This is a genomic window from Janthinobacterium breve, assembly GCF_051380895.1.
In the GTDB taxonomy this organism is placed as follows: Bacteria; Pseudomonadota; Gammaproteobacteria; order Burkholderiales; family Burkholderiaceae_D; genus Janthinobacterium.
Genome location: NZ_JBNYXY010000014.1, coordinates 176,209 through 190,952, shown reverse-complemented (window position 1 = coordinate 190,952; position 14,744 = coordinate 176,209). Strand labels below are relative to the sequence as shown.

The following is a 14,744-nucleotide window of genomic DNA, read 5'->3' as shown; positions in this document are numbered from 1 at the left end:
GATGTCCATCTCCAAATTAGCAATTGCCTGCAGCGTCGCGCTGGGCGCCATGACCCTCACGCTGGCGCCAGCCAGTTTCGCCGCCACGGCAGAGGCAAATCCCAAGGCAGTCAAGGCAAAGCCAAAGGCCAAGACCACCAAGGCCAAGGCGGCCGCCAAGGAAGCGCATCCGCTCGCCATGTCGGTCGCCGACAAGGAAGAGGCCGATGAACCGAACACGACAGGCTCGGCCTCCACCGATTTTAATTGTGAACTTGGTAATAAAATTACCATCTACACCAATGCTACTGACGACAAACACATCGCCCTGCGCTGGAAGAAGCGCCTGCACCGCCTGAGCCGCGTTGGCACCACCACCGGCGCCAACCGCTTCGAGAACCGCTTGTACGGCCTGGTCTGGATCGGCATCCCGGCCAAAGGCATGCTGCTCGATTCCAAGCAGGGGCGCCAGCTGGCCAATGAATGCAAGGATGAGGAGCAAGCCAAACCGGCGGCAGTGGTGGAAGCCCCGCCATCGCTGGGCGTCTTGCCCGTCACCGGCGGCTGATGTGCGTAGCAAGGGCCTCTTCGGGGGCTCAGTCATGTTTTGTAATTTGAATCATCAATAAATAGACGATACCCAACAAGGAGAGGTCATGTCCCGCAACACTCTGAACACGCTCAAGGACTTTAATATTTCGGATAGCAAGAAGGGCAAGCTGTACTCCCTGCCTGCATTGGAAAAAAGCCTGGGCATCAATGTCTCCCGCCTGCCAGTGTCGATTCGCATCGTGCTCGAATCGGTACTGCGCAACTGCGACGGCAAAAAAGTCACCGAAGAACACGTCAAGCAATTGGCGAGCTGGGGCCCGACCGCCGAGCGCACCGACGAGATCCCGTTCGTAGTGGCGCGCGTCGTGCTGCAAGACTTCACCGGCGTTCCGCTGCTGGCCGATCTGGCAGCGATGCGCAACGTGGCCGCCAAGATGGGTATCGACGCCAAGAAAATCGAACCGCTGGTGCCGGTCGACCTGGTGGTCGACCACTCGGTGACCATCGATCACTACCGCGAAAAGAAAGCGCTGGACCTGAACATGAAACTGGAATTCTCGCGTAACAACGAGCGTTACCAGTTCATGAAATGGGGCATGCAGGCATTCGACACATTCGGCGTCGTGCCACCAGGCTTCGGCATCGTCCACCAGGTCAACCTGGAATACCTGGCACGCGGCGTGCACCACGCAGGCAAGAAAGCCGGCGACGTGTACTACCCTGACACCCTGGTCGGCACCGACTCGCACACCACCATGATCAACGGCATCGGCGTGGTCGGCTGGGGCGTGGGCGGCATCGAGGCGGAAGCGGGCATGCTGGGCCAGCCGGTCTACTTCCTGACGCCTGACGTCATCGGCGTGAACCTGTCGGGCGCGCTGCGCGAAGGCTGCACCGCCACCGATCTGGTGCTGACCATCACCGAGTTGCTGCGCAAAGAGAAAGTCGTCGGCAAGTTCGTCGAATTCTTCGGTGTAGGCACCGAATCGCTGACCCTGACGGACCGCGCGACGATCGCCAACATGGCACCGGAATACGGCGCGACCATGGGCTTCTTCCCGGTCGACGACGCGACCATCGATTACTTCAAGGGCACCGGCCGCAGCAAGGCTGAAATCGCCGCGTTCGAAGGCTACTTCAAGGCGCAAAACCTGTACGGCATTCCAAAAGCGGGCGACATCGACTACACCCGCGTGGTGGAACTGAACCTGGCGACGGTCGCTCCGTCGCTGGCCGGCCCGAAACGCCCGCAAGACCGTATCGAAATCGGCAACGTCAAGGCGAACTTCGCCGAACTGTTCGCCAAGCCAACCACGGAAAACGGCTTCAACAAGAATCCGGCCGACCTGGCTGCCGTGTACGAAACGACGAATGGCGTGAAAGTGTCGAACGGCGACGTGCTGATCGCCGCGATCACCTCGTGCACCAACACCTCGAACCCGAGCGTGATGCTGGCTGCCGGCCTGCTGGCCAAGAAAGCCGTGGAAGCCGGCCTGAAAGTCGCGCCGCACATCAAGACCTCGCTGGCTCCCGGCTCGCGCGTCGTGACCGAGTACCTGACCGCTGCCGGCCTGCTGCCGTACCTGGAAAAACTGGGCTTTGGCGTGACCGCCTACGGCTGCACCACCTGTATCGGCAATGCCGGCGACCTGACGCCTGAGCTGAACGCAGCGATTGCCACGCACGACATCGTCGCGTCGGCCGTGCTGTCGGGCAACCGCAACTTCGAAGCGCGTATTCACCCGAACATCCGCTCGAACTTCCTGGCTTCGCCACCGCTGGTCGTCGCCTACGCCATCGCCGGCAACATGACGCGCGACCTAATGACCGAGCCTGTCGGCAAGGGCAAGGGCGGCAAGGACGTCTACCTGGGCGACATCTGGCCGACCTCGGCTGAAGTGTCGGCCATGATGAAGTTCGCCATGAACGCCAAGGTGTTCAAGGACAACTACGCGGACGTCAAGGGCGCGCCAGGCAAGCTGTGGGAGAAAGTCACCACCGTGTCCGGTCAAGTCTACAACTGGCCAAAATCGACCTACATCGCGGAACCACCGTTCTTCGACAACTTCTCGATGACGCCAGCAGCAGTCGCTACCGGCATCGAAGGCGCGCGCGCACTGGGCGTGTTCGGCGATTCCATCACCACCGACCATATCTCGCCAGCCGGCTCGATCCAGGAAAATGGCCCTGCAGGCAAATGGCTGAAGGAAAACGGCGTCCTGAAAGCGGACTTCAACTCCTACGGCTCGCGTCGCGGCAACCATGAGATCATGATGCGCGGCACGTTTGCCAACGTGCGCATCAAAAACCGCATGATCCCTGCCAAGGCGGACGGTTCGGCAGTCGAAGGCGGCATCACGGTTCACCAGCCTTCCGGCGAACAGATGTCGATCTACGACGCAGCGATGAAATATGTTGCTGAAGGTACGCCAACCATGGTCTTCGGCGGCGAAGAGTACGGCACGGGCTCGTCGCGCGACTGGGCAGCCAAGGGCACCCAGCTGCTGGGCGTGAAAGCCGTGATCACCCGTTCGTTCGAGCGCATCCACCGCTCGAACCTGGTGGGCATGGGCGTGCTGCCGCTGCAATTCATCGGCGACGACAGCGTGCAGACCCTGGGCATCACCGGCAATGAAACCTTCGACCTGAAAGGCCTCGAAGGCGAAATCAAGCCACAGCAACTGGCTACCCTGGTGATCCACCGCGCCGATGGCACCAGCGTCGACGTGAAAGTGCTGCTGCGCATCGATACGCCGATCGAAGTCGATTACTACAAGCATGGCGGCATCCTGCCATTCGTATTGCGTCAACTGCTGGCCGAGTAATCAGCCCAGCTGTGAGGCAAGACAAGAGCGCCGGTTTCGACCGGCGCTTTTTTTCGTCCCTGCGCCCCGTTTTTCCTTGAAATTTCGACTATTGGCATGATCTGAGGATAGCTTACGTATTGCGTGCGGCCGAATCCTCTACAATACCGTTATAAGGGTTTATCATTGTTTGACTGATCCATTTTTTTCACTTTCCGAGACTCTTATCCCGCTATGCGTCGTCCTTCCAAAGATTCATCCCATAAACTGACTGCCGACAGCCAGCGCCTGGTCACCTTTGCCCAGGCGATCGTACAGGCAGCCAGCCGTCTCGAAGAGCGGTCCTGGGAACACAGCCTGGATACGCAGCTCCAGAAATTACTCAAAACCGGCCACCAGGACACCATCGACAACACCCTGGGCAGCCTGTTCAAGGAAGACTTGAACGCCTACGACGTGCTGATGGACTGCGTTGAAGCCGTCAGCGAATCGACCGTCATCACGCATGAAGACGTGCGCTACGACGCCCTGCTGGTGGCCGTGCCCATCCTCGCGTGGACGCGCTTCTCCATCGCTTCCGGCCCCATGGCCGGCGATGCGCACGGCGTATTGTCCGCGCATTTTGCCGCCCACCTGCTGGCCGATGGCACGAAGATGTCCATGGCGCCGACCCTGTATTCGATCGACCAGCTGCCGCGCAGCCACGTCGAGACCTATGCCAAGACGCAGAAGCTGGCACTGGCCGCCCTGAAAGGCACGGCCGTCAAGCCCTCAAGCAAAGAAGCGGAAACGGCGCCCTTCCTGGCCGACACGCGCTACCTGCTGGTGGCCGTGGTGGCGCCGGCTGGTGCACCGCTGTTCCGCTGGCAGACGCCGGCTAGCCAGCTCGACTTCATCGCCGAGCGCAGCGCCGCCCTGGAACAATGGCGCACACAGGCGACGCCGACCATCGCCCGCCTGCTGCCCGGCTGCGGCCTGGAGTTGTTGCTGCCGGAAGCGTACTACGTGGCCTGCCGCGAAGCGGACAAGCTGATACGCCCCGTCTCCGTGCGCGCCGCCGTGCACTACCTGACGCACACGCTGGCCATCGAACCGTCGGAACTGCGCGCCGTCATCGCCGGCTTCGGCGAAGAAGCGGCCGATAGCCAGGTCGACGAATACCGTATCGCCTTCACCCTGCGCCAGACGCCGGACGTCATCTACGGCATCGTCTGGCCCCTGTATGGCCAGGAAGACGAGGATGGCACGCCGATCGAAGGCCTGATCCAGGTCGGCATCGCCGCGCTGGACAAGCAAAAGACGCCCGTCGATGAAATCATCGAGCACCTGAACGCGGCCGGTGTGACGCAGATCAAGCGCCACGCGGAACGTTTTGTCGGTGAATACTGCGACGATTGCGGTGCGCCTTTGTTTGCCGATCCGGTCGGTGAGCTGGCGCATGCGGAAATGCCGGAAGATACGCCGCAAGGTACCGAGCACTTCCATTGATCTGATGACACACTCTTCAAACCTACTGCGCAGCCCGCTCTCGGGTCGGCGTTACTCGCTGTACCGTTAGTACAGCTGCGTTACTCAACCCGATATCGGGCTTGCTCGCTACGGTTTGAAGAGGTGTCGATACCTTGATTAAAAGACGTTTAAAAACAAAAAGGCGGAACCTCGGTTCCGCCTTTTTGCATTTCAAGCCGCGCTTATCGCGCCATCACCACTGTGAAAACGGGTGGCGGATCAAATTCGCGTTGTAGTAGCGCGCATCGCCCGACACTTCCGCGCCGATCCATTCGGGTTTCTCGAAGGGCTGGTCTTCCGAAGCCAGTTCGATCTCGGCCACGATCAAACCCGCATTCGTGCCCAGGAACTCGTCGACTTCCCACACCATGCCCGCGTGCTCGATGCGGTGGCGGTATTTTTCGATCAGCGGCTGTTCGCACAGGCCGTCGAGCAGTTCGGCGGCATCCGCCAGCGGAATCGGATACTCCCACTCGCCGCGCGTCGCGCCCACGTTCGCGCCCTTGATGGTCAGCATCGCCTGTTGCCCCTCGATGCGCACGCGCACCACGCGCTCGCGCGCTGACGACAGATAGCCCTGGCGCAGCAGCACCGCCTGCCCCAGGCCGCGCCAGGCGTCGCCTTGCAGCAGGAATTTACGCTCGATCTCGACGCCCATGATCAACGCCGTTCAATCCAGCGACAGCAGGATAGGCTGCAGCATGGCCGCGCCCAGTGCCGCGCTGCGCGCGCCATTCCAGCCCACGATTGGGTCCGGCAAGTCGGCGTTTTCCTTGAACGGCATTTCCAGGGTCAGCGCCAGGCAGCCGAAGTGGTGGCCGATGTATTTCGATGCCAGGGTCAGCATGTCCGACTTGTACTTGCTGGCCGCGTAGCCGAACTTGTCCTGGAAGTCAGGGCTGGCCTGCTTATAGCGCTCGATGAATGCCTTCTGGTGCGCCGCTTGCGCCGGGGTGAAGTTTTCCAGCATTTCATTGCCGGCCACAAAGTTGTACGGCAGCGCTTCATCGCCGTGGATGTCGAAAAACATGTCGACGCCCGTTTCGTGGATCTTGTTTTTCACACACAGCACTTCCGGGCTCGATTCCAGCGATGGCGTCATCCATTCACGATTCAGGTTGGCGCCGGCCGCATTCGTGCGCAGGTTGCCGCGGATGGAACCGTCCGGATTCATGTTCGGCACGATGTGGAACACGGCGCGCTGCAGCAACTTGCGCGCGATCGGGTTGGCATCGTCCAGCAGCGCGTCGATCAAGCCTTCGACGAACCATTCGGCCATCGATTCGCCCGGATGCTGGCGCGCGATGACCCAGATTTTCTTTTCCGCCTGCGGGTTGCCGATGGTGACCATATTCATGTCGCGGCCGTCGACCGTGCTGCCCAGGTCGGAGACGCGCGCCAGCGGATGCTCGGCCACTTCGCCCAGCAGGCGCAGATGGCGCTCCCACGAATACGGTTCAAAATAGGCGTAGTACACGCTGTCGAGTTCCGGCGTATGCGAAATCGTCATGACCTGGCCATCGAACGAGGTCGGCACGCGGAACCAGTTTTCGCTGTCGTAGCTGGCCACGGCCTGGTAGTCTTCATAGCCGGCCGGATAGGTGGCCTGGCCCGCGTTCAGGATACGCAGCGTGCATGCCTGGTCACGCGCGCCCTGCAGGCGGAAATGGAACCACTGGTGAATATCGGCGTGGCTATCCTTGCGCAAGTTCAGGTCGATGGCGCCGGCGCTGGTAGCGTTTACCACGTCGATGGCACCCGAGTCGAAGTTCTGGCTGATTTTAATGGTCATATAATGATACCGTCCAATGTAAGTGTTCCGGCGTCGCCTCGTGGGCTACCGCCGTCGCGCTAAAAACGCAGTGTAAGCTATCCAGCTATTTTCCGCCCTTTGGCCCCATTCGCAAAGCCTGGGCGGGCTATTTATGCACCAATCCGGGGCATCGATGGAAAAGCGCCGGGCAAAAAGGCGAAAAATCGGTGCACTGTCGCATCGGCCGGACAAAAAACTGAATTGTAACAATGCCAGACACATTGGCAGCCCATCGCCACCCTATAATTCTTGCTTTCATAGTGTCGCCAGGAAAGAGTCGTGGACAAGAAGTTGACCAACATTCAAGAAAGAAAGTTACGCGAGGCCCAGGCGCGGCGCGAACACATCATCGACGTCGTCAAAGATCTCATCAAGAAAGGGGGGGCGCGCGCCGTCTCCATCCGCAAGGTGGCCGAAGCGGCCGGTTTTTCCACCACGGTCGTGTACGCCTTGTTCCGCGACAAGGCCACCCTGATCGCCCAAGCCATGGACAAGGACTTGCTGGAACTGGTGCGCGCCATGCGTACCGCCTGCGCCAACAGCGACGATCCGTGGGAACGCATCAACCTGGTCGGCCGCGCCTACATCGAGTACGGTTTCCAGCATCCGGACGAGTATTCGCTGATCTTCATGGAATTGCGCCCGCATGCGGAAATCGACGCCGTCGAAGTGCAACACGGCAATATCGAGCAGGATCCTTACGCCTATGCGCTGCACCTGTTCGGCGAGCTGGCGCAGGCGGGCAAGGTGCGCCAGGACGAGCCGGCGCTACATGCGATGACGCAAATCTTCTGGCAAGCGCTGCACGGCCTCGTCTCCCTGCGCATCGTCATGGATGCGGGCGACCCATGGACGCCGCACCCGGAAATGAATGCGCATATCGACGACTTGCTGGCCGTCGTCACGGCGGGCATCCGCCTGCGCTTTGCCCCAGCGGTCTGACCCTTGTTCCGGCGCAAGCTGCGCCACGCGAAAAAACGGGCAGGCGCGGTGATAAGCCGCCCTGCCCTGTCTTGATGTTGACGAAGCTTACGGCGCTTCGAGCATGCTCTGCGTTTCCTGGTAGCGCGTATGCCACGACAGCGCCTGTTCCAGGATATGCGGCGTGTGGCCGCCGCGCTGGCATGCCGCGTCAAAATACGCGCGCAATTGATCGCGGTAATCGGGGTGCGTGCAACGCTCGATGATCAACGGCGCCCGTTCACGCGGCGCCAGGCCCCGCAAGTCCGCATAGCCCCACTCCGTCACCAGCACGTCGACGTCATGCTCCGTATGGTCCACATGCGAGACCATCGGCACGACGCTGGAAATGCGTCCGCCCTTGGCCGCCGATTTCGACACGAACATCGACACTTGCCCGTTGCGCGCAAAGTCGCCCGAGCCGCCGATGCCGTTCATCATGTGCGTGCCGCACACGTGCGTGGAATTGACGTTGCCATAGATATCGAATTCCAGCGCCGTGTTCAGGGCGATGATGCCCAGGCGGCGCACGATTTCCGGATGGTTGCTGATCTCTTGCGGGCGCAATACGATCTTCGAGCGGTAATGGTCGATATTGTCCATCAGCTTTTGATGCACGGCAGCCGACAGGGTGATCGACGAGGCCGAGGCAAACGCCAGCTGGCCCGAATCGAGCAGCTCGATGGCGCTATCCTGCAGCACTTCCGAATACATCGTCATGTTCTGGAAGGGCGAACCGATCAGTCCATGCAGCACGGCGTTGGCAATGGTGCCGATGCCCGCCTGCAGGGGCAGCAATTCCGGCCCCATGCGCCCGGCCGCCACTTCGCCTTGCAGGAAGGCGATCACGTGGCCGGCAATCGCCTGCGTTTCCGCGTCGGGCGGCAAGGCGTTCGACGGGCTGTCCGGGCTATCCGTGATGACGATGGCGGCGATGCGGGCCGGGTCGATGGCAATGGCCGTGCTGCCCAGGCGCTGGTCGACGCGCGTGAGGGGAATCGGCTCGCGGCCCGGCAGGGCTTGCGGAATATAAATGTCGTGCAAGCCTTCCAGCGCCAGCGGCGTGGACAGGTTGATTTCGATGATGACCTGCGTTGCCTGCTGGGCGAAGGCGGCGGAATTGCCCACCGACATGGTCGGGATGATGGCGCCGGCCGCCGTGATGGCCGTCGCTTCGATGACGGCGATATCGACGGCGGCCAGGTTGCCCGAGCGTAGCTGCTCGGCCGTTTCCGACAGATGCTGGTCGATGAACATGACTTCGCCCTTGTTGATCTTGCCGCGCAAGACCGGGTCGACCTGGAACGGCATGCGACGCGCCAGCACGCCCGCCTCGGCCATCAGGCCGTCGCTGCCATTGCCCAGCGAGGCGCCCGTGATCAGGGTCAGGCTCAACGGGTCTTGCAGGGCGCGCTTGGCCAGCGCGCGCGGCAGGGCCTTGGCGTCGCCAGCACGGGTGAACCCGCTCATGCCGACACGCATGCCGTTGTGGAACAATTTGGCTGCCTCATCGGCGCTCATGATTTTGCTGAGCAAGCCTGGGTGGCGGATACGGTCCTCGTACATCGTGATGCTCCTGATATTCTTAATATTCTCAAACTGGATGGCTGTCATACACCAACCCCATAAGTGGATTCAGTATAAAATCCCGGCTACATGCATGGCATGAATTAATTTCGCCAAACCCAGTCGATATTTTCATGCTTCGCCGAGGCGAGCCCCATCTTGGATATCCGTTCCCTGCGCTATTTTGTCGAAACCGTGCGCCTGTCGAGCTTTACGCAGGCGGCAGAATCGCTGCACCTGACCCAGTCGACCATCAGCAAGATGGTGCGCCAGTTGGAAGAGGAAGTGGGCGCCCAGCTGCTGGTGCGCGACGGGCGCAAGCTGAGCCTGACGGACACGGGCCGCATCGTCTACCAGCACGGCCAGGAAATGCTGGCCAATATGCGCCAGCTGACCCTCGAAGTGCGCGACACCCAGGCCTTGCAGCGCGGCAGCCTGACGGTCGGCATCCCGCCCATGATCAATGTGCTGTTCACGCCTGTATTGAAGGCCTTTCGCGCGCGCCACCCGAACATCAGCCTGACCCTGCAGGAAGACACAGGCCAGCAGATCGAGCGCAAGGTGGCGGCCGGCGAACTGGAAATCGGCATGACGGTGTTGCCGGCCGACCCGGAACTCGATCTCGTGGCCGTGGCCGTGGCCAGCTACCCGATCTGGGCCCTGGCCGAACCGGGCACGTTCCAGAAGCAGCGCACGACACTGCCCTTCAAGGCGCTGGCCGACCTGCCGCTGGTGCTGTTAAAAGATGATTTTGCCCTCACCCGCAGCCTGCGACAGCATTTCGCGCAAGCGGGCTTCACGCCGACGATCGCGGCGCAGAGCGGCCAGTGGGACTGGCTGGTGGCGATGGCCTCGGCGGGCCTGGGCGTGGCCCTGCTGCCCGAGCCATTCATCCACCGCCTGGCTGGCGAACCGTTGGAGGCGGTGCGCCTCGTCGAACCGGAGGTGGCATGGCAGGTGGCGCACGTCTGGAGCGGGCGTTATCTGTCGCACGCGGCGCGCGCCTGGCTCGAGGTATGCCAGGACGTGCTGGGCACGCAGTTCGCGCACTGACAAAAAAAGGGTGGCCGAGGCCACCCTTTTCATCGATCACGACAGCGCGGCTTATTTGGCTGCGTCGTCCTTGTACATGCTGGCGTATTTCCAGCCGAAGTACAAGATGAAGGTGTAGCACACGGCCGGCACGAGGAAGGACAGCTGCAGGTTGATGTGGTCGGCCAGGAAGCCCTGGATGAACGGCACGATGGCGCCGCCTACAATGGCCATGCACAGGATGCCCGAACCTTGTCCCGTTTGCGCACCCAGCTTGTTCAGGGCCATGCTGAAGATGGTCGGGAACATGATGGAATTGAACAGGCCGACGGCGATCAACGCCCACATGGCCGTATGACCACTGGAGAACACGGCGACGAGGATCAGCGCGATGACGACGGCGGCGTTGAAGGCCAGCGTCTTGCCCGGGCTGACATAGCGCATCACGGCAAAGCCGACGAAGCGGCCCAGCATGGCGCCACCCCAGTAATAGCTGACGAAATAGGCGGCGTCGGCGTGGCTCAGGCCAGCAATATGGCTCTCGCCCAGGAAGTTGATTAGGAAGCTGCCGATGCTGACTTCGCCGCCCACGTACAGGAAGATGGCCAGCGCGCCCAGCACCAGGTGGCGGTGCGACCAGATCGAGACCTTGTGGCCATCCTGCGCCAGGGCGGCGGCATCGTCGGCATGCGAAATCTTCGGCAATTTTGCCAGCGCGAACAGCACGGCCAGTATGACCAAGGTGGCGGCCAGCACCAGGTAAGGCCCTTGCACGGAGGCCGCTTCCTTGGCGCGGTATACCAATTGCTCGGCGGCAGGCAGCAAATCGAACTGCTGCACCGTCAGCACGGTGCCCGACAAAATCAGCATGCCGCCCAGGGCCGGCGCCACGGTGGTGCCCAGCGCATTGAACGCCTGCGTCAGGGTCAAACGGCTCGACGCCGTCTGCGGGTCGCCCAGTTCCGTCACGTAGGGATTGGCCGCCACCTGCAGCACGGTGATGCCGGCCGCCAGGATGAAGAAGGACAAGAGGAACAGCGCATAGCTGCCGGTGGACGCCGGGTAAAACATGGCGCAGCCGGCGGCCGCGATCAGCAAGCCCGCGACGACGCCGCGCTGGTAGCCGATTTTCTTGATCAGCATGCCCGCCGGCAGCGAGACGATGGCGTAGGCGCCAAAGAAGCAGAACTGCACCAGCATCGCCTGTACATAGGTCAGCGTGTAGATCGAGCGCAGATGGGGAATCAGCACATCATTGAGCGATGTCAGCAGTCCCCACATGAAAAACAGCACCGTGACAATGATCAGGGCGCCTGTATTGTTTTGCGTGCCGGCCTGTGCGGAGGACTGTACGCCCTGGCCTTGCTTTACGTATTCCATACCTTCTCCATTTTTCAATTCCAAGTTGAGCTTGCCAGGCATGGAAGCGTTTCCACCCGGGCAGCACCAGGGCGCGCAAGCGCCACGCAGATATCAGCGTGGGCCATGACTGCCATCAGCGATAAGGGGCAGGCATGGCGCATCTTGCGCGCGGCAGGCGCACGGCCGACCGTTTCTCGTCAGAACGATGTCTTGTGGGCGCGGCACGCCTGCGGGCTGCGTCTGAAAACAACATCCAGGACAAAACAGTCTTGTAGTAAAACTACGATACTGCGCCGGCATTATGCCTTAAAGCCCCGTATTGCGCAGCTTTCCCGCCTATTATCAGAAAAATGAATAGCTGACATTTGAAATCAAAAGTAGCCTTATAACTTGGAATCGCTATAATTATATTGCAGTGCAGCACAACGCGGCACGCCACACTAGGAGTCTGCCATGTCTACCGCATTTAGCTATCACACCACGCAAAACAGCAATATCGTCGCCACTCTGGTCAACGCCGCCAAACGTCTGGGCGCCTGGCTGAACCACAGCAGCGACCGCCGCGAACGCGCTTACGAAGAAGCCTACCTGGCCGAATCGACCGACCGTTACGATCTGGAATACCGCATGCGTGAACTGGCCCGTGCCAACCCGCAGCCAAGCTGGATGAGCGGCCTGAGCCGTTAAGAGTACCGCCACACCCAGCCCATCACCGGCTGTTGCAATATCCATAGCACCATCCTGCTCGCCTTGCGCTTGAGCACAGGATGGGCTATACAGGCGGGATGCAAACGCCCATCACCATCCTCGCCATCGCCGGCAGCCTGCGCGCCGCCTCCCTGAACACCGCCCTGCTGCACGCCATTGCCGGGCTTGCCTCAACGCCATTCGACATCCGCATCTACCAGGGACTGGGTGAGTTACCCCTGTTCAATCCCGACCTCGACGCCGACAGCCTGCCGGCCGTGACGGGCCTGCGCGACGCCATCCTGGCGGCCGACGTGCTGATGCTGGCCAGCCCCGAGTACGCGCACGGCGTGAGCGGACCCATGAAGAACGCGCTGGACTGGATGGTGGGAAATGAATCGTTCATCGACAAGCCGCTGGTGCTGCTGAACGCCTCGCCGCGCGCCACGCACGCGCAGGCGGCCTTGCGCGAAACGGTGCGCACCATGTCGGCGCGCCTGATCGAGGAGGCCTGCATCAGCCTGCCTCTGCTGGGGTCGGGTCTCGATACGGACGGCATCGCCGCGGACCCGGCATTGCGCCGGGCCATCCTGGATATGCTGCAGTGCATCAGGTCATTTTCATGACCCTCTGCACGTTTTGCTATCAGTTCATCTAGTTTTACTACGTACTTCTACGGACCGCTCAGTGCGGGATCATGCCGGTGAACACGTACGCCTGCAGCATGGTGATGATGCCGATGATCACGGCAAACAACAGACTGTGCTTCAAGGTAAAGCGGAACAGGTCCGATTCCTTGCCCACCAGGCCCGTTGCGGCGCAGGCGACGGCGATCGATTGGGGCGAAATCATCTTCGCCGTCACGCCGCCCGTCGTATTGGCCGCCACCAGCAAGGTGTCGGACACGCCGATCTGGTGCGCCGTGGTGTTTTGCAAGGAGCAGAACAAGGCGTTCGAGGAGGTATCGGACCCCGTCAGGAAGACGCCCAGCCAGCCCAGGAATGGCGAAAAGAACGGGAAGGCGGCGCCACTGCCGGCCAGCAGCAGGGCCAGGGTGGACGACATGCCCGAGTAATTGGCAACGAAGGCAAACGCCAGCACCAGGCCGATCGACAGCACGGGACGGCGCAATTCCACCACGGTTTCCACGAAGGCATTGAGGCCATCGCGCGGCTTCATGCGCAGCATCCACATCGACAGCACGGCCGTCAGCAAGATCGCCGTGCCCACGGCCGACAGCAGGTCCAGCTTGAACACGGCGTCATACGCCTTCGGCACGGTCACGATGGGCATGGTCTTGATCACCAGCTGGTCCAGGTAGGGCACGTGGATCTTGATGACCAGGTTTGACAACGCGCCGCCGGCGGCAAACAGGGCCTTGAAGCCGGGCAGGCTCCACACGGTAACGATGGCCGTCAGCAGGCCGAACGGCGCCCAGGCGCGCATGGTCTGCGCCGTCGTGTAGGGCGAGGCGGCGCGATTGCCGCTGCCGCGCACGTCCGCCTTGCCGGCGCCACCGCCAAAACCGGACAGCGCGGCCGTGCCGCCGCCGACGGCATGGGCCACTTTCGCATTCTTCGGCTGCCACACTTTCAGGAACAAGGTCAGCGACACCAGGCTGACGAGGGCCGAGGTGATGTCCGGCAGCTCTGGGCCGATATGGTTGGACGTGAAGTACTGGGTCACGGCAAAGCTCAAACCCGTCACCAGCGCGGCCGGCCATACTTCGCGCACGCCGCGCAAGCCATCCATCATGAACACCAGCCAGAACGGCACCAGCAGCGATAGCAAGGGCAACTGGCGGCCCGCCATGGCGCCGATCAGGAACGGGTCGATGCCCGTCACCTGCCCCGCCACGATGATGGGAATGCCCATGGCGCCAAAGGCCACGGGCGCCGTATTGGCGATCAGGCACAGGCCCGCCGCGTACAGCGGGTTGAAACCCAGTCCCACCAGCAGGGCCGAGGTGATCGCCACGGGCGCGCCGAAACCGGCCGCCCCTTCCAGGAAGGCGCCGAAGGCAAAGCCGATCAGCAGCACCTGCAGGCGCTGGTCGTCCGTGACCGACAGCACGGAGGCGCGGATGATCTCGATCTGGCCCGTCTTGACGACAATTTTATACAGGAAGACGGCCGTGACGATGATCCAGGCGATCGGCCACAAGCCGTAAGCAAAGCCATAGCCGGCCGCCGCCAGCGCCTGCGGCACGGGCATGCCGTAAGCGAAAATCGCCACGGCCAGCGCCAGCGCCAGCGTAACGGCGGCCGCCACGTGGCCCTTGATGCGCAGCGCGGCCAGGGCGATGAAGAAGAAAATAATGGGCACGGCTGCCGCCAGCGACGACAGCCACAAGCTGCCGAGCGGTGTATAAAGTTGGGTCCAGGTTTGCATGTCGGGTCTCCTCCGGTGGATGCGGGTTAAGTGAAAAAACGGCTTTTGATGTAATTGTGTGTAGCGAGTTTTTTGCGGTGCTTTGGTGC

At 61.7% G+C, this 14,744-nt stretch carries 12 protein-coding genes; 7 read left to right on the top strand and 5 right to left on the bottom strand.

Features of this window, described 5'->3' with window-relative positions; genetic code table 11:
• Position 1: 1 nt before the first annotated feature.
• The 3 genes from ACQ4W0_RS26585 (at position 2) to ACQ4W0_RS26575 (ending at position 4,823) form a co-directional block, all read left to right on the top strand.
• Entirely contained in the window at positions 2-547 is a 546-nt protein-coding gene (locus tag ACQ4W0_RS26585) for a hypothetical protein (RefSeq protein ID WP_436579480.1), read from the top strand.
• Between the two features lie 88 nt (positions 548-635).
• Positions 636-3,356 (top strand): aconitate hydratase AcnA, encoded by a 2,721-nt coding sequence (acnA, locus tag ACQ4W0_RS26580; protein WP_436579479.1) that lies wholly within the window; start codon positions 636-638, stop codon positions 3,354-3,356.
• 213 nt (positions 3,357-3,569) lie between these two features.
• Positions 3,570-4,823, top strand: a complete 1,254-nt coding sequence (locus tag ACQ4W0_RS26575) for a DUF2863 family protein (protein WP_436579478.1) — start codon at positions 3,570-3,572, stop codon at positions 4,821-4,823.
• A gap of 214 nt (positions 4,824-5,037) precedes the next feature.
• Here the strand turns inward: ACQ4W0_RS26575 and ACQ4W0_RS26570 are convergent, their stop codons facing one another.
• A complete protein-coding gene (locus ACQ4W0_RS26570) occupies positions 5,038-5,502 on the bottom strand; it encodes a CYTH domain-containing protein (protein WP_436579477.1) in 465 nt (154 codons plus the stop codon).
• Between the two features lie 12 nt (positions 5,503-5,514).
• Entirely contained in the window at positions 5,515-6,636 is a 1,122-nt protein-coding gene (locus ACQ4W0_RS26565) for a M14 family metallopeptidase (protein ID WP_436579476.1), read from the bottom strand.
• Positions 6,637-6,936: 300 nt separating this feature from the next.
• Between ACQ4W0_RS26565 and ACQ4W0_RS26560 the strand changes: the two genes are divergently transcribed.
• Entirely contained in the window at positions 6,937-7,599 is a 663-nt protein-coding gene (locus ACQ4W0_RS26560) for a TetR/AcrR family transcriptional regulator (RefSeq protein ID WP_436579475.1), read from the top strand.
• A gap of 87 nt (positions 7,600-7,686) precedes the next feature.
• On the opposite strand, the gene scpC is transcribed toward ACQ4W0_RS26560, so the two are convergent.
• Positions 7,687-9,183, bottom strand: a complete 1,497-nt coding sequence (gene scpC / locus ACQ4W0_RS26555; RefSeq protein WP_436579474.1) for a succinyl-CoA:acetate CoA-transferase ScpC — start codon at positions 9,181-9,183, stop codon at positions 7,687-7,689.
• Between the two features lie 159 nt (positions 9,184-9,342).
• Between scpC and ACQ4W0_RS26550 the strand changes: the two genes are divergently transcribed.
• The gene (locus tag ACQ4W0_RS26550; RefSeq protein ID WP_436579473.1) at positions 9,343-10,236 is read left to right on the top strand and encodes a LysR substrate-binding domain-containing protein; all 894 of its coding nucleotides are present in this window, start codon (positions 9,343-9,345) and stop codon (positions 10,234-10,236) included.
• A gap of 51 nt (positions 10,237-10,287) precedes the next feature.
• Here the strand turns inward: ACQ4W0_RS26550 and fucP are convergent, their stop codons facing one another.
• Entirely contained in the window at positions 10,288-11,595 is a 1,308-nt protein-coding gene (gene fucP, locus ACQ4W0_RS26545; protein WP_436579472.1) for an L-fucose:H+ symporter permease, read from the bottom strand.
• Between the two features lie 435 nt (positions 11,596-12,030).
• Between fucP and ACQ4W0_RS26540 the strand changes: the two genes are divergently transcribed.
• Entirely contained in the window at positions 12,031-12,264 is a 234-nt protein-coding gene (locus ACQ4W0_RS26540) for a DUF3563 family protein (RefSeq protein WP_436579471.1), read from the top strand.
• A 98-nt stretch (positions 12,265-12,362) separates the two neighbouring features.
• Positions 12,363-12,890: an NADPH-dependent FMN reductase gene (locus ACQ4W0_RS26535; RefSeq protein WP_436579470.1), complete on the top strand. Its 528-nt coding sequence runs from the start codon at positions 12,363-12,365 to the stop codon at positions 12,888-12,890.
• A gap of 58 nt (positions 12,891-12,948) precedes the next feature.
• Here the strand turns inward: ACQ4W0_RS26535 and ACQ4W0_RS26530 are convergent, their stop codons facing one another.
• On the bottom strand, positions 12,949-14,655 hold the full coding sequence (locus ACQ4W0_RS26530) for a lactate permease LctP family transporter (protein ID WP_436579469.1): 1,707 nt from the start codon (positions 14,653-14,655) through the stop codon (positions 12,949-12,951).
• Between the last annotated feature and the right edge of the window lie 89 nt (positions 14,656-14,744).

Excerpts from the sequence above, each read along its gene's own strand:
- acnA (WP_436579479.1), top strand. The coding sequence starts at position 636 with ATGTCCCGCAACACTCTGAACACGCTCAAGGACTTTAATATTTCGGAT.
- ACQ4W0_RS26540 (WP_436579471.1), top strand. The coding sequence starts at position 12,031 with ATGTCTACCGCATTTAGCTATCACACCACGCAAAACAGCAATATCGTC.
- ACQ4W0_RS26535 (WP_436579470.1), top strand. The coding sequence starts at position 12,363 with ATGCAAACGCCCATCACCATCCTCGCCATCGCCGGCAGCCTGCGCGCC.
- ACQ4W0_RS26585 (WP_436579480.1), top strand. The coding sequence starts at position 2 with ATGTCCATCTCCAAATTAGCAATTGCCTGCAGCGTCGCGCTGGGCGCC.
- fucP (WP_436579472.1), bottom strand. The coding sequence starts at position 11,595 with ATGGAATACGTAAAGCAAGGCCAGGGCGTACAGTCCTCCGCACAGGCC.
- scpC (WP_436579474.1), bottom strand. The coding sequence starts at position 9,183 with ATGTACGAGGACCGTATCCGCCACCCAGGCTTGCTCAGCAAAATCATG.
- ACQ4W0_RS26570 (WP_436579477.1), bottom strand. The coding sequence starts at position 5,502 with ATGGGCGTCGAGATCGAGCGTAAATTCCTGCTGCAAGGCGACGCCTGG.
- ACQ4W0_RS26565 (WP_436579476.1), bottom strand. The coding sequence starts at position 6,636 with ATGACCATTAAAATCAGCCAGAACTTCGACTCGGGTGCCATCGACGTG.
- ACQ4W0_RS26530 (WP_436579469.1), bottom strand. The coding sequence starts at position 14,655 with ATGCAAACCTGGACCCAACTTTATACACCGCTCGGCAGCTTGTGGCTG.
- ACQ4W0_RS26575 (WP_436579478.1), top strand. The coding sequence starts at position 3,570 with ATGCGTCGTCCTTCCAAAGATTCATCCCATAAACTGACTGCCGACAGC.